11 protein-coding genes are annotated in these 14,880 nt (G+C 44.5%); 7 read left to right on the top strand and 4 right to left on the bottom strand.

Annotated elements, in window-relative coordinates; translation table 11 throughout:
* Nucleotides 1–24 precede the first annotated feature (24 nt).
* Nucleotides 25–1,467, bottom strand: coding sequence for an ABC transporter permease subunit (locus tag NST38_RS22600; protein WP_256720096.1), 1,443 nt, complete (start codon nt 1,465–1,467; stop codon nt 25–27).
* Between the two features lie 150 nt (nt 1,468–1,617).
* Here NST38_RS22600 and NST38_RS22595 point away from each other — a divergent pair, with 150 nt between their 5' ends.
* Nucleotides 1,618–3,369, top strand: a complete 1,752-nt coding sequence (locus NST38_RS22595) for an ABC transporter ATP-binding protein (RefSeq protein ID WP_306068611.1) — start codon at nt 1,618–1,620, stop codon at nt 3,367–3,369.
* 114 nt (nt 3,370–3,483) lie between these two features.
* Here the strand turns inward: NST38_RS22595 and NST38_RS22590 are convergent, their stop codons facing one another.
* The 3 genes from NST38_RS22590 to NST38_RS22580 all read right to left on the bottom strand — a co-directional run bounded on the left by NST38_RS22590 (nt 3,484) and on the right by NST38_RS22580 (nt 6,226).
* The gene (locus NST38_RS22590; protein ID WP_076216443.1) at nt 3,484–4,263 is read right to left on the bottom strand and encodes a hypothetical protein; all 780 of its coding nucleotides are present in this window, start codon (nt 4,261–4,263) and stop codon (nt 3,484–3,486) included.
* Between the two features lie 110 nt (nt 4,264–4,373).
* Entirely contained in the window at nt 4,374–5,135 is a 762-nt protein-coding gene (locus NST38_RS22585) for a LuxR C-terminal-related transcriptional regulator (RefSeq protein WP_341344070.1), read from the bottom strand.
* 26 nt (nt 5,136–5,161) lie between these two features.
* A complete protein-coding gene (locus NST38_RS22580; RefSeq protein WP_076252804.1) occupies nt 5,162–6,226 on the bottom strand; it encodes a suppressor of fused domain protein in 1,065 nt (354 codons plus the stop codon).
* 147 nt (nt 6,227–6,373) lie between these two features.
* On the opposite strand from NST38_RS22580, the gene NST38_RS22575 reads away from it, so the two are divergent.
* From NST38_RS22575 to NST38_RS22550, 6 genes are all read left to right on the top strand, one after another.
* Complete coding sequence (locus tag NST38_RS22575; RefSeq protein ID WP_083684686.1) at nt 6,374–6,667, top strand: antitoxin Xre/MbcA/ParS toxin-binding domain-containing protein; 294 nt, start codon at nt 6,374–6,376, stop codon at nt 6,665–6,667.
* 292 nt (nt 6,668–6,959) lie between these two features.
* Nucleotides 6,960–8,417 (top strand): glycoside hydrolase family 1 protein, encoded by a 1,458-nt coding sequence (locus NST38_RS22570; protein WP_036668687.1) that lies wholly within the window; start codon nt 6,960–6,962, stop codon nt 8,415–8,417.
* 135 nt (nt 8,418–8,552) lie between these two features.
* Nucleotides 8,553–10,235: an S-layer homology domain-containing protein gene (locus NST38_RS22565; RefSeq protein WP_076252803.1), complete on the top strand. Its 1,683-nt coding sequence runs from the start codon at nt 8,553–8,555 to the stop codon at nt 10,233–10,235.
* 48 nt (nt 10,236–10,283) lie between these two features.
* Nucleotides 10,284–11,708, top strand: a complete 1,425-nt coding sequence (locus NST38_RS22560; RefSeq protein ID WP_076252802.1) for a glycoside hydrolase family 1 protein — start codon at nt 10,284–10,286, stop codon at nt 11,706–11,708.
* Between the two features lie 233 nt (nt 11,709–11,941).
* Nucleotides 11,942–12,793: a BglG family transcription antiterminator LicT gene (gene licT / locus NST38_RS22555; RefSeq protein WP_341344069.1), complete on the top strand. Its 852-nt coding sequence runs from the start codon at nt 11,942–11,944 to the stop codon at nt 12,791–12,793.
* Nucleotides 12,794–12,921: 128 nt separating this feature from the next.
* Nucleotides 12,922–14,832 (top strand): beta-glucoside-specific PTS transporter subunit IIABC, encoded by a 1,911-nt coding sequence (locus NST38_RS22550; protein ID WP_076252801.1) that lies wholly within the window; start codon nt 12,922–12,924, stop codon nt 14,830–14,832.
* Nucleotides 14,833–14,880 lie beyond the last annotated feature (48 nt).

Here is a 14,880-nt window from a genome sequence, read left to right as displayed (position 1 = left end):
TTAAGAGGTAGTTCAACACACACTTTAATATTGTTTCATCTTGGAGCGCACTCTTGGATCAATAAAAGCGTACAGCAGATCAACCGCTACATTGATAATGGAGATCGTAATTGCTGTGTAGATTACTCCGCCCATGATACTCGGAATATCGGGGATGAATTGCTTATCCACAATATAGCTGCCGAGACCGCTGATATTAAACACTTTCTCCGTCACTGCTGCCCCGCCAAGCATGGCTCCGAATTGAAGTCCAACCACAGTTACGATTGGAATCAATGCATTACGTACAGCGTGTTTCAGCATGACCTGACGTTCGCTTAACCCCTTGGCGCGGGCGGTCATCACATAATCCTCATGAATGACTTCCAGTGTAGAAGACCGGGTCATCCGTGCCACCGCAGCCGTAAGTCCTGTGCCCAGCACAATGATTGGCATAATGATCGACAGCCAGTTCTGCGGGTTGAAGGTGGCGGGAAGCCACTGTAATTTGATCGAAAAGTTCAGAATGAAAATAAGTCCTTGCCAGAAATTCGGGATCGATAATCCAATCAGAGCGATGAACATAAACGTATAATCGAACCATGAATTAGGCTTAATCGCTGAGATGATACCGATGGGCAATGCGATGACGAGTGCTAGCAGCAGGGAGATAACCGCCAGCGTCAATGTAATTGGAAACTTCCTTGCAATCGTTGCTGTTACGTCTTCATTTCCTGCAAAAGACTTGCCAAGGTCGAAGAGAGCAACTCCCTTAATATTGTTCCAGAGCTGTGTAAGATAAGGCTGATCCAAGCCATACACCTGATTGAATGCTGCAATCTGTTCCTGCGTTGCTGTCTCTCCGAGAATGTTAGCTGCCGGGTTGAACGGAGACATATACAAAATCGTAAATACGAGTGTGGCTACGCCCAGAATGACAAATACCGTCATCAGTATTCTTTCAAATATGTACTTTAGATAAGGATTTCCATACAAAAAGAGGATGCCATACATCAGACAGCCAGGAATAATGGATATCGCGAAAAACCACGGTTTGTCGATAAGGGTGTGGAATGTATCGGCCATCGTAAGACGTTGACTTCCCTGTTCCTGAAGTATGCGAGAAGTCCGCTCCTTCAACTCTTTCTGAACCGTTTCTTCCAACCATTCCTCGGTCTGACGTCTGAATTCTTCCTCACTGACCTGCTGCTGGAAAAAACGATGTTTGCGTCGTAGCTGTTCTTCGACTTCCAACTTCATCTTGTTCCGATAGGAAGAAGCGAGCAGTTCTTGCTCAGCCGTCTGCCTGGCGGCTACCCAGCCGTCATTTTTTCGATTCGAACGCCATATTAGAAACACGACCAGATTGATCGGTAATCCAAGAATGAACAGAACATATCGGTAGGAAGGATGAAGTAGCATTTTGCCATAAATAAAACTTAAATTGTGCACCAACCGCGAGAGTCTGCTGCTTTCTGCAAGATTCAAACCAAGCGTGCCTCCTTTCATTCAGGTTTAAATTGCATTATTCCGATTGATATAGTATATATTATTTAGGGTCTAAACAATTGTCAAGGAATTAAATGGTATACATATGAGATAAGTGAATGTGAAATACGGATGAGAGCTGGTGATAACATGGAACCTTTATTGAAAGTTAATGATCTATCGGTCTCTTTTCATTCTGGAGAGAGTGAGTTTCATGCAGTACGAGAGGTAAGTTTTGAAGTGCGCAAAGGAGAGACACTAGGCATTGTAGGCGAATCGGGTAGTGGCAAGAGTGTAACCGCACGTTCCATTATGAGGCTGCTTGCATCGCCGCCTTCACAGATGAAAAATGGAGAGATTCTGTTCAAAGGGGTCGATCTGGCGAATAAAACGCAGAAAGAGATGGAGAGCATTCGTGGGCGTGATATTGGCATGATCTTTCAGGACCCGATGAGTTCTCTTAATCCGACTATTAAAGTGGGTAAACAGATCTCCGAAAGTCTAATCAAACATCAGAAGGTGTCCAAAAGGGAAGCCAAGAAACAGGCGATTGCCATGATGGAGCGGGTGGGGATAACTCGTAGTGAAATACGCTACAACCAATATCCACACGAATTCTCCGGAGGCATGCGTCAGCGGGTCATGATTGGTATTGCACTTGCTTGTCGTCCTGAATTGCTCATTGCCGATGAGCCGACAACCGCACTGGACGTTACAATTCAAGCTCAGATTCTGAATTTGATGAAAGATATGCAGGACCAACTGGGCACATCGATTATCCTGATCACGCATGATCTGGGCGTAGTGGCAGGCATGTGTGATCGGGTTGTTGTTATGAAAGAAGGGCAGATCGTGGAAACCGGGACTACAACAGAGATTTTTGCTAATCCCAAACACCCGTATACGATCAGACTTCTGAATGCATTACCACGTCTGGATCAGAAGAAAAAGCCAAAACCGGTATCGTTGGTCCCGAGAGATCTCGAGGATGATCAGCCGTTGCTTGAGGTGAAATCACTCAGACAACATTTTAATCTGGGGAAAGGCAACATCTTAAAGGCTGTGAATGATATCAGTTTCCATATTCGTCAAGGAGAGACACTCGGCGTTGTAGGGGAATCCGGCAGTGGTAAATCAACCACGGGGCGTGCCATTCTGCGATTGCATGAGCCAACAGGTGGAGATGTACTGTTTAAAGGAGTTCCGCTCAATCGCTTGTCAGCTTCGGAGATGAAAACGATGCGTAGACATATGCAGATTATTTTCCAGGACCCTTATGCATCTCTGAATCCCAAAATGAGGATTATGGATATCATTGGAGAAGCCCTTGATATTCATCAACTTGCAGGTACAGCATCTCAGCGGGAGAAGCGGGTAGAGGAACTACTGGAGATGGTAGGTCTTGATCCTACCCATGCGCAGCGTTATCCACATGAATTCTCGGGTGGACAGAGACAGCGGATCGGTATTGCACGAGCTCTGGCTGTGGAACCTGAATTCATCGTATGTGATGAGCCGTTGTCTGCACTGGATGTGTCGATACAGGCTCAAATCGTACAATTGCTTGAAGAGTTGCAGCAGCGACTCGGATTGACGTATCTCTTCATCGCGCATGACTTGTCCATGGTTAAACATATCAGTGACCGAGTGGCTGTGATGTATAATGGGAAAATTGTGGAGCTTGCAGAGAGTGAAGAACTCTATTCCAACCCGCAACATGCTTACACCAAGGCTTTGCTATCTGCTATTCCCGTCCCTGATCCGGCGGTAGAAGCGAAGAAAAAGAGACATGTTGTGAAAGAAACAACAAGAGAGAATGTTGAAGTAGAGGACCGTTATAATCTCGAACATTCCAAGTGGGTAGAAGTCACGGAAGGGCACTGGGTAGCCATATCTAGTTAGATAGTGAAATATATAGTCTGTTTCAACGACAAAAGAACCCCGACGATGATCTCCACAGATCGTTATCGGGGTTGAGTTATATGTTCTTCGTATAATGGCAGTAATCAAAAGCGATTATTTGAATTGAACCGATTTCTTGATGGTATCAATCTCGGCTTTGGTCTTATCATCCACGTAAGTGAATATGAAGTTGAAAGCATATCCTTCAATAATTGTACTATAGTAATCTTGAGTAACGGTTGAACCGTCACCTGGATCCATCGTGATTTGCATCAGATCCATCTCTTTACCACCGATGGTTTCCGTTGTCATTTCCTTATAATCGTAAGGGAACTGGCTATCCACCATGAATTTTTTGGTTGCTTCCAGGTAGTCTTTACCTGTACGGATGCCTTGCAACAAGCTTACTTTCTCAGCAATGGCCATAGCGGAAGGGCCAACTTGACCTCCGTCCAATGGGTACTTTGAAGCCATAAGCAGATTCAATGTTTTGGTCTGAGACAGTTCAATTTGTTTTTTCTTTGTTTCATCATCACCAGCAATCGCTTCGGATGAAGCACTTGTCAGCTCATTCATGCCTGCAGCATCCTGGAACTCCCATGCTTCCGGGAATTTCAGAGATACGCCAAAATAGTCATTGGTGTAAGAACCTTTTTCCGTAGTCCCCAGCTCAACGTCTTGGGAATTATCAGTTTCCTTGGACTCTTCGCTTGCTGGTTCTGTGTTCTCTGTTTCTTCTGTAGTCGCTGTATCAGAATCAGTACCTGTCGTTGTTTCTGTCGGGGTAGGCTCTTCTGTTGCGGCTGTGTTATCTGCTTTGTCACCGCAAGCGGCTGCAACCAGCATAATCATAATGAGCATGGCGAATAAAGAAGCTTTTTTTGGAATTGTCATATTACCCTCCTGAAATGTGTGTGTTTGTTTCTCTCTCTACATGTTGCCTGCTTCCTAAATTGTAGCACAAACGTTCTCATATACTACCTATAGGAATCTATAGGGGTCTTCTATACATAAGACATTCGGCTGGCAATTGAAACAGCTTCTGTGCTGGATTGCACACCTAATTTGTTAAAAATCACTTTTTTGTGATGATTCACGGTGCATTCCTTGAACTTTAATTTCAAAGCAATGGCTTTTACCGTGAGGCCTCCGGCTATCATCTCCAGAATGGTTAACTGACGCTCGGTGAACTCCACCGCCGGTTTGTCGCACACTTCAGCAGTCTGTTGACTCTGGCAACAGTTCTGCATGTACGCTGGAATTAACTTGGCAATGGCAATCAGTTCACCTTGCATATCTGCATTAATGGTGGACACATCCAGATAACCTACATGTTGCGATCCCATGAACAGAGGTGCGGCGTAACAATGCCAGCTTTGAAAAAAAGGACTTTCATGCTGCTCGGGCAGCAGCACTACAGGCTCGTTGCTGTCCATCGTTACAGATATGGCGTTAACTCCACAGCTCTGTGCAGTGAAGAACATGCCAGGACGAATGGGGGAATGTTCTACTACAGCTTTAAGATCTGAACTATAATTCATCGAGAGGAGCACACCGTTGCTATCTGTGAGTAGAAAAAGATAAGTGCCCGTTAAATTCTCTTGGATAACCGAGATACTGTTCTGGAATGCATGAATCAGGAAATGATTGATTTTACGAAGCCTGTCCAGACTGGATTTTGGTAAATAGTCGAACGGAGCCGTTCCTGCTGCATGCGAGCAAGTCGGAGACTCTTTGTGTCGTGAGGTAAATGTAATGGCAGGCATGCTGTTTCCTCCTTGCTGCACAGTTCTCATCCAATCGTTTGAATGACGTGTCCTTCCTGGTTCTTAATCTCTGTTCTAACAATCTGAACGAGAATATGATCCAATGAAGTTATCTCAAATGTTCCTTCAAACGGGCGAAGGTTCTCTGCCAGCTCATCAACAATTTGTTTGTTCACCGTCAGGGTAACTTGTCTGTCCGATTCCAATACAGCTGGATGTTCTCCTGCTTCGAACAGAATATTAGTATCCGGTCCGATCAAGGATAGAGAGGCACCTTTCGAAATTCGGCTACGAAGGATGGTGCCAACTAATACGGCTTGTTTGGCTCCAAGCTGGAGTTTGGCCGGAACCGATTTTTGCAGCAATTTTTTGCGAGGAGATTCCCAAGCCAGTTGTTGTATGAATAAAAATGCTGTGCTGGACCCGTCCTGTTCCATTCCATCCTCAACCGCTTGTATAACCGAAGGAATATCTGCGTACGAATTTCTCATCAGATCCGTCACATATTTGGGCATGAACATGGAGGAGGCAGACAGCAAGCCACGAGCATTCCAACTTTGAATCATTTCCAGTTCCCGACCTGTAATGCCAACCATCTGAATAAATTGCGCTGAACCATTAGGCGTTGAGATCGCGGGTAGGTCCGGATCTTCAATAAACGAGAGAGCAGTCAGCAAAGTATCGGATTCCAGACAGATGGGGCCATTGGCGTCCATGTAATCTCCTGGCTGAAAGATATTTCCGCTGTTGAACACGTAACGTCCTACATTCTGTAGCAGATTCAGCGCCCAGGCTGGCGGATCAGTCTCTGCTTCACTGCGTGTAAGACGAAAGGTGAGCTCAAAACCATACCCGCTCTTGGATGCATCCTGCATCTCTTTTTCATATAATTCAGAGAAACCGTAGGTAACAAAATGCCAGTGAGGCATAGGTGTGTTCACCTCATAAACACTAATGCCATCGAGTGGATCGGGACCTCCAAGAATATACGGAAGGGCAGTGCCGTAGTGTTTTGGCTCTTGTTCCCCATACAATTCACGCATAGATTGATCAATCGCATCCCAACCGGATGTGTTTTCTTCCTGAGTCATTCTTGAATCCTCCTTGACTGTTCTTTCCCCCGAAAAACATTTAAAATTAAGTCTACCTGTTACAGAAACGGATTCAAGCGGCTTAAGGATGAATTGTGTCAGATAGGACTTCGGTGTTATTAATTGCAATCCAGGGAGTGAAATTACATGAGTATGAAAGGTATCTATTTAAAGGAGTTTAATCAGGCAAGCTGGGACTCATTTTCCGAATTGTTCGAAGAACTTGGACAACAGATGGACCCCGCGTGGGTAGAACGTGCGCGATTACAAGGGATTCCGGCAGATATAAGTCGGGTGCTTTTGTGTGAAATGGGGGAGTACGCTTTTGAATGGATGGCGAAAGATATCCCGGCTTTAGGGGACCAAAGTCCCGCTGTTTACCTGGAAACGGAGAAAGGAGCGCAGGCATTAAGGGCAGCGATTATGCGTATGCCGCGTTAATTTTTTCGATGGTGAGAGTGTGCGAACGATCATATGATCCAGTGAAGTTGATTTTGCAAAATAGATATGTTACGCTTACATTACAAGAGCAAACACAACAGAATATGCAATAACATCTTTTGATGGATTGTAACTGTGAAGACAGGCAAAACCTAAACTGATGGTGAAATGAAAGCTCCTTTTTTTTGGTGCTATTTTACCTTGAGTTTAGGTTTTTCTTGTTTTCTGCTCTAAATCACACCATTTTTTACCTGGAAAAACCAAAATAAATTTCGAAAAGAGGTTGTTGTTCATGACCACGGCAAAAAAAGGATTCCCCGAAAACTTCCTATGGGGCGGCGCTACAGCTGCCAATCAATTGGAGGGTGCATTCGATAAGGACGGCAAAGGCCTCTCCACAGCGGACATGATCGCTCATGTTCCCAAAGAGAAGCGTACAGGCGGACATGCTATGGAAATTTCCTCTTCCCGAATCGAAGAGATCCTCTCCGGCAAATTTGAAGAACGTTTCCCGAAACGTTTTGGTATCGATTTCTACCATCACTTTAGAGAAGATATTGCATTGTTCGCTGAAATGGGCTTCAAAGTATTCCGTTTGTCCATTCACTGGGCACGTATTTTCCCGAACGGTTATGATCAAGAGCCAAATGAAGCAGGTTTGAAATTCTATGATGAAGTATTCGACGAATTGTTGAAATATGGCATCGAGCCGCTCGTTACATTGTCTCACTATGAGACACCGCTTGGCTTGACGCAAAAATATAACGGCTGGGCTGGCCGTGAAGTAATCCAGCACTATGTTCGGTATGCAGAAACGGTGTTCAACCGTTATAAAAATAAAGTGAAATACTGGCTGACGTTTAATGAAATTAACGTCATGCTGTTCAGCCCATACACTGGCGGCGGCATTCTGATCGATAAAGTGGACAACAAACTGCAAACCACTTATCAAGCGCTGCATCACCAATTTGTAGCAAGTGCATTGGTAACGAAGCTTGCTCACGAGATTATGCCTGGTTCCCAAGTGGGTTGTATGCTTGCTCGTATGGAAACTTATGCAGCAACATGTAATCCGGTAGATGTTCGTCTGGCTCAACACGAGAATCAGATTAACCTCTTCTTCACGGACATGCATGCTCGTGGTAAATACCCGAACTACATGGCTCGTTATTTTGAAGAAAACGACATCGTGATCCAAAAAGAAGCAGGCGATGACGAGATCTTGCTGAACAATACCGTTGATTTCATCTCCTTCAGCTACTACATGTCCGTAACCAAATCTGCATCTGCAGACAAGGAAGAAACATCGGGTAACCTGACTGGCGGCGTGAAAAACCCTTATCTGGAAGCATCCGACTGGGGCTGGGAGATCGATCCGATCGGTCTGCGCGTAACCTTGAACAACTTCTGGGATCGTTACCAGAAACCATTGTTCATCGTAGAAAATGGTCTGGGTGCATATGACCGTGTTGAAGAAGACGGTTCGATCCATGACTCCTATCGTGTGGATTACCTGAAAAAACACATCGAACAAATGAAAGAAGCCATCAAAGATGGCGTCGATCTGATTGGATTTACAGCATGGGGCCCGATTGACCTTGTGAGCATGTCCACTTCCGAAATGTCCAAACGTTATGGTTTCATCTACGTGGATCTGGATGACGAAGGTAACGGAACACTCAAACGTTCCAAAAAGGATTCATTCGACTGGTACAAAAACGTAATCTCCAGTAATGGTGAGCAACTGTAATTCTCACGTTTTCTGAGCGGGCAAACCTGATATAACAGTTAGTGTTTAATGGAATTTAATGTTCCTGAGGGCCTGCTGATTAGCGTTTGTCCGCTTTTTTATGTGCTGCAAACATTACATATGGAGGGATATCTTTTGAAAAGATGGAGTATGAACACAAAAAGTATGGGATGGATGCTTGCCCTGACACTAAGTCTGAGTGTGATCTGGCCAGCAACCGTTGGTGCGGAAAGCACCCAGGTTACTCGAATCCAGGCCAATACCTATGTTGGTGATCCTGGAGAGATGGTAGAGTCCTTTGACATTACTGTAGCGAATCCGGAGAAATATCAGAATCTGAAAGCTTCAGACTTCGAACTTACTGGCAATTATGATGGCTATCCTTTAAATGAAGCGGAAGAGATCATACAGAATGAGTATGAAGATGACGGAATAAAATTGACAATTACGGATCATACCATCCATATGGCGGTAAAGCCTTTTAAATATCCAGGTGGATTTAAGTCAGCATTTGCAGTCACAAGCAAGGCGTATCCTGAACTTTCTTTTGACGATAAAAATGTAAATGTAGTCAAAACGCGTACGGTCGATGAGTTTGAAAAAGGACAATTTACAGGCAGTAATGGTGCGAACTTGTTCTATCAACTGAAACGAAGCACGTCCGAAGAACCGAAGCCGCTCATGGTATGGCTCCATGGTGGTGGCGAAGTTGGTACGGACGGGCGCAGCCATCTTACTGCAAATCGTGGAGCTGTAGTCTGGACGGAATCGGGGTATGATACTTCCGTACTGGCCGTACAGTATCCTGAGAATTACAGCTTCAAAATCTATGATAACCCGGAGCAACTGGCCCAGATGCAGGCGTACTTCGTGGCGCAGTATGAGTTGATTCAGAAGCTGGTTGCTGAAGGTGAAGTTGATCCGAATCGGATCTATCTGTCTGGTGTTTCCAGTGGCGGTGGTGGTGCCTTCCGTTTCTTGACACAATATCCCGATCTGTTTGCTGGAGCGATTATTGTAGCGGCCAAGGATACGGTAGCGGATTACACCGGATCTGTAGAAGCATTCAAAAAAGAACTGAAAGATATTGTGGATGTCCCAGTATGGATTATGCATGCCAAAAATGATCCAACCACTGACAGCCGGACAAGCTCTTTGGCTTATCAGGCTTTGACTGAGCTTGGAGCCAAGCATGTCAATATGACGCTGTATGACGATGCATACATGGATAGCCAAAGACTGTACGGTGGCATGAAGCATTGGTCATGGGTACCGGCTTTTGACAACAAAGAAGTACTTGCCGACCTGTTCCAACTAAGCAAAGGGACTTCAGGGGAACAGGATGGAGGTAACATAGAGCATGGAACAAAACCAACTGAGCCTGTGACAAGAGCGCAGATCGCCCTCGTGCTTGCCGACAAGTTAAATCTTCCTGAAGTATCCGAATCTGCTTACCCGTACACAGATTCTGCTCCTGAATGGGCTCGTCAGGCCATCGCAACAGTGACCAAGGCAGGATTGATGAAAGGTGTCAGCAATCAGATATTTGCCTCGGGAGAGGAAGTAACACGTGCACAGATGGCAGTGATCGTAGACCATATTTTGACGAGTCGCGGCTGGAATGATGCAGACGAGTCAACTGTAGTATTGTTCAAGGATTTGAATGATAAGCATTGGGCTTATGAAGCCGTTCAAAATAGTGCCAAAGCCGGTATTATGTCCGGTATGTCCAAAGATCAATTTGATTCATCGAAGTCGGTTACAGGTGCTCAGCTGGAGCTGATTCTGCAACGATTGGAACAATTGCCAACAAACTAAGTTCAATAACCAACTTAATAATGATAAATAATGAGAGGAATGATTGATATGACTACACCATTTCCGAAAGACTTCCTATGGGGCGGCGCTGTAGCAGCCAACCAACTTGAAGGAGCTTATAATACAGATGGCAAAGGTCTGTCTGTTCAAGATGTAATGCCACACGGGATTACAACGCCTAGAACGGAAGCACCTACAGAAGATAACCTGAAACTGATCGGTATCGATTTCTACAACCGCTACAAAGAGGATGTTAAACTGTTTGCTGAAATGGGCTTCAAAGTGTTCCGTACATCAATCGCTTGGTCCCGTATCTTCCCTAAAGGTGATGAATTGGAGCCAAATGAGAAGGGTCTGCAATTCTACGATGACCTGTTCGATGAGTGTCACAAATACGGGATTGAACCACTCGTAACGATCTCTCACTATGAGACACCGCTGCATTTGTCCAAAACATATGATGGCTGGGTTAACCGTAAAATGATCGATTTCTACGAGCGTTATGTAACAGTTCTTTTCAACCGTTTCAAAGGCAAAGTTAAATACTGGCTGACATTCAATGAAATCAACTCCATTCTGGAAGAGCCATTCATGAGTGGCGGCATCTATACGCCAAAAGCAGAACTGTCCAAACAGGATCTGTACCAAGCGATCCATCATGAATTGGTAGCCAGTGCGTTAGCTGTAAAACTGGGACATGAAATTATGCCTGAAGCCAAAATCGGCTGTATGGTACTGAGTATGCCTACGTATCCGTTGACTCCGAATCCGGATGATGTGGTTGCAGCGATGCATGCGGAACAACGCAATGATATCTTTGCTGATATCCATGCACGTGGTTATTATCCGAAATACATTAATCGTTATTTCAAAGCGAATAATATCAATATTAAGTTTGAAGATGGCGATGCTGAAATTCTGAAGCATACCGTAGACTTTATCTCGTTCAGTTATTATGTAAGTATCTGTGAGACTGGTGATCCCGAGAAACGTATCGAAGGCAAAGGAAACCTGTTCGCAGGTGTGCAAAACCCTTATCTGAAAGCGAGTGAGTGGGGCTGGCAGATCGATCCGCAAGGACTGCGCGTAACCTTGAACAAATACTGGGACCGTTATCAAAAACCATTGTTTATTGTCGAAAATGGTCTGGGCGCAGTCGATGAGCTGATTACGGACGAAAATGGAAATAAAACGGTGAACGATGATTACCGTATTCAATACTTGAATGACCATCTGGTACAGGTTGGCGAAGCTCTTGAGGATGGCGTAGAAGTGATGGGTTATACGTCATGGGGCTGTATTGACCTGGTAAGTGCTTCAACAGCAGAGATGAAGAAACGTTATGGTTTCATCTATGTAGACCGCAACAATGACGGTTCAGGAACATTGGATCGTTACAAGAAAAAATCATTCCATTGGTACAAGGAAGTTATTAGTACAAATGGCACAAGTCTTAAGAACAACAACGAGTAAATACTAGTTCTATAAGCATAGTTGTGCAAGCACCTTTTGATGTCACATTAACGCACATTAACCGCTTTCACAAAAACATTGTCATATGGATAATTATATGGTAAGATTGGCCTAAGGCTAATGAATACTGGATTGTTACTGTTCAATCAGGCAAAACCAGAGGCGGGGCATATTTCGTGACCTGCTTTGGTTTTGCCTTTTACTACTTTGACGGTGCAAGGTGATGTGGAGAAATGAAAATTGAGAAGGTGCTGAACAACAACGTAGTTACCGTAATTGATCCGGGAGGAAACGAACTGGTCGTTATGGGACGTGGAATTGCCTTCAAAAAGCATACTGGTGAATCGATTGACGAGAGTCTCGTCGAAAAAATATTCTCGCTTGAAAGTAAGGAAGTATCACAGAAACTCAAAACGCTTCTGTCTGATATCCCGGTTGAATATGTCGAGTGCTCGGATGAGATTATCCGTTATGCCGAGACGGTGTTAGGTCAGAAGCTGCATGAGAGCATCTACATTTCACTGACGGATCATATTCATTTTGCCATTGATCGACATCGTCAAGGATTGCAGATCCGTAACGCATTGTTCTGGGAGATCAAGCGCATGTACCGGAAGGAATATGCCATTGGACTCAAGGCGCTACAGATTATTGAGGAAACGTTAGGTGTCCTGCTACCCGAAGACGAATGCGCATTCATTGCAATGCATCTGGTTAACGCCCAGATGAACGGTGAGATGAGGGAAACGATTAGTATTACGAACATCGTTAAGGACATACTTAACATCGTAAGACGTAGCTTTGTGATTGAACTTGATGAAGATTCATTGAGTTATTATCGATTTTTAACTCATCTGAAGTTCTTTGCTCAACGTGTGTTGCAAGGAACGGCGATTGAAGATAAAGAAGTAGATAATCCGCTTCATGACTTAGTGAGCAAGCAGTATCCGGAAGCACATGCATGTGCTGTAAGGATCAGTGACTATACGCGTAAGATCTATAATCGGGTATTGTCCAAGGAAGAAATACTGTATCTGACCATTCATATTGAACGGATTGTCAGAAATGAACAAACAATTGAATAAAGTTGGGATTGTTACTGCTAAAAAGGCAAAACCTAAACGTTGAATAATGATAAGCTTTTCTGCTTTGTCATTATTCAGTGTTTAGGTTTTTTTTTAACCTTCATTACACATAAAAGGAGCAAAACACAATGGATAAACAACAATTGTCCAAGGACATTTTGAAGCTTGTTGGTGGGGAAGAGAATATCGATCAAGTCACTCACTGTATGACAAGACTCAGATTTAACCTGAATGACAACCAAAAAGCGGACAAAGCGACGCTGAAAAATACACCAGGCGTTATGGGCGTGATGGAGAATGGTGGACAGTTCCAGGTTATCATCGGTAACGATGTGCCTATCGTGTATAACGCACTCGTTGGCAACATGTCCAAATCACCAAACGCAGATAATGCAACCTCAAGCGCTTCAACTGGGGAGAAGAAAAAGAGAAATCCAATAAGTGCGCTGTTCGACTTCATCTCAGGTATGTTTACACCAATCCTGCCTGCAATTACGGGTGCAGGTATGATCAAAGGGATCGTGGCTATCCTTGTCGCACTTGGATGGTTGTCCGATACTAGTTCAACCTATATCATTTTGTCGGCAATTGGTGACGGTGCCTTCTACTTCCTGCCAATCATTCTGGCGATCAGTGCTGCACGTAAGCTGGGTAGTAATATGTATATTGCCGCGGCGCTTGCTGCGGGCATTATGCACCCGACCATTACAGCATTGCTGGCCGATGGTCACAATTCATCCTTTATGGGGATTACAGTCATAGCGGCAACGTATTCTTCTACAGTTATTCCGATTGTTCTGGCCGTTTGGATTGCTTCATATGTAGAGAAAGCCGTTGATCGTGTTATACATGCTTCACTTAAGTTACTCATTGTTCCAACAGTTACCTTGTTAATTATGGTTCCACTGACGTTGATGACAGTAGGTCCATTGGGTACGGTTCTTGGTAATGGTTTGTCCGGTGGTATTTCATGGTTGTTCGACAACATGTCCATCTTCGCAAGTATCCTGATTGGTGGTACGATGTCACTGCTGATCATTACAGGTATGCACTATGCGTTGCTGCCAATCGTTGTTGGTTCAATGACAACACTGGGTTACGACTTTATTATTCCACTGATGTTTGCAGCTAACTTGGCACAAGGTGGTGCAGCATTTGGTGTAGGTCTCAGATCGAGAAATAGCAAAACCAAATCCCTGGCCTATTCCACAGGTCTTACGGCTATTATGGGGATCACGGAACCAGCGATGTATGGTATCAACATGAAGTTCAAAAAACCATTTATCGCAGCTCTCAGCGGGGGTGCTATTGCTGGTGCATTCATGGGAATCTTCAATGTTAAATCGTATGTTATTACAGGACTTGCAGGTCTGCCGAGTATTGCGGCATTTGTCAGTCCAGCAATTAGCACATTGATTTATGCTTTGGTTGGTGGTTTGATTGCCATCGTAGCGGCAGCAATCATTACGTATATCTTGGGCTTCCAAGAAGAAAATGCATCGGAGCCAGTAGCTGCACCAGCAGCAGAGCCGGCAACACCAGCAGCAACAACTTCTGCTGCTGTAACTGAAGAAGCAAAAGCACAAGATGAGCAAGTATTCAGCCCGATCACAGGTGAAGTTAAACCGCTGAGCGAAGTGCCAGACCCTGCGTTCTCTGAAGAGATTATGGGTAAAGGATTCGCGATTCAACCATCTGAAGGTCGCGTCGTATCTCCGATCAACGGAACCGTGTTCTCGTTATCGAAGAGTGGACATGCCATTGGTCTGGTAAGTGATACAGGCGCAGAGATGTTGATTCATATCGGGATTGATACCGTGAAGCTGAAAGGTCAATTCTTCTCTCCTAAAGTTCAAGCAGGTGCGAAGGTTGCTGTAGGTGATGTACTGATGGAGTTTGACCGGGAACAGATCGAAAAAGCCGGTTACACAACGATTACACCAGTCATTATTACAAATATGCATCAGTATGAGTCGATTGAGTCTGCTGGTCGCACTACGATCAAAGAAAAAGACTTGTTGTTCACAGCTAAAGCTTAACCATAAAAATGAAACAGCAGCTTCACTGGAATGTAATCCGGTAAAGCT

The sequence above is a fragment of the Paenibacillus sp. FSL H8-0104 genome (genome assembly GCF_038050215.1).
GTDB lineage: Bacteria > Bacillota > Bacilli > Paenibacillales > Paenibacillaceae > Paenibacillus > Paenibacillus amylolyticus.
This window is presented reverse-complemented; position numbering and strand designations above follow the sequence as displayed.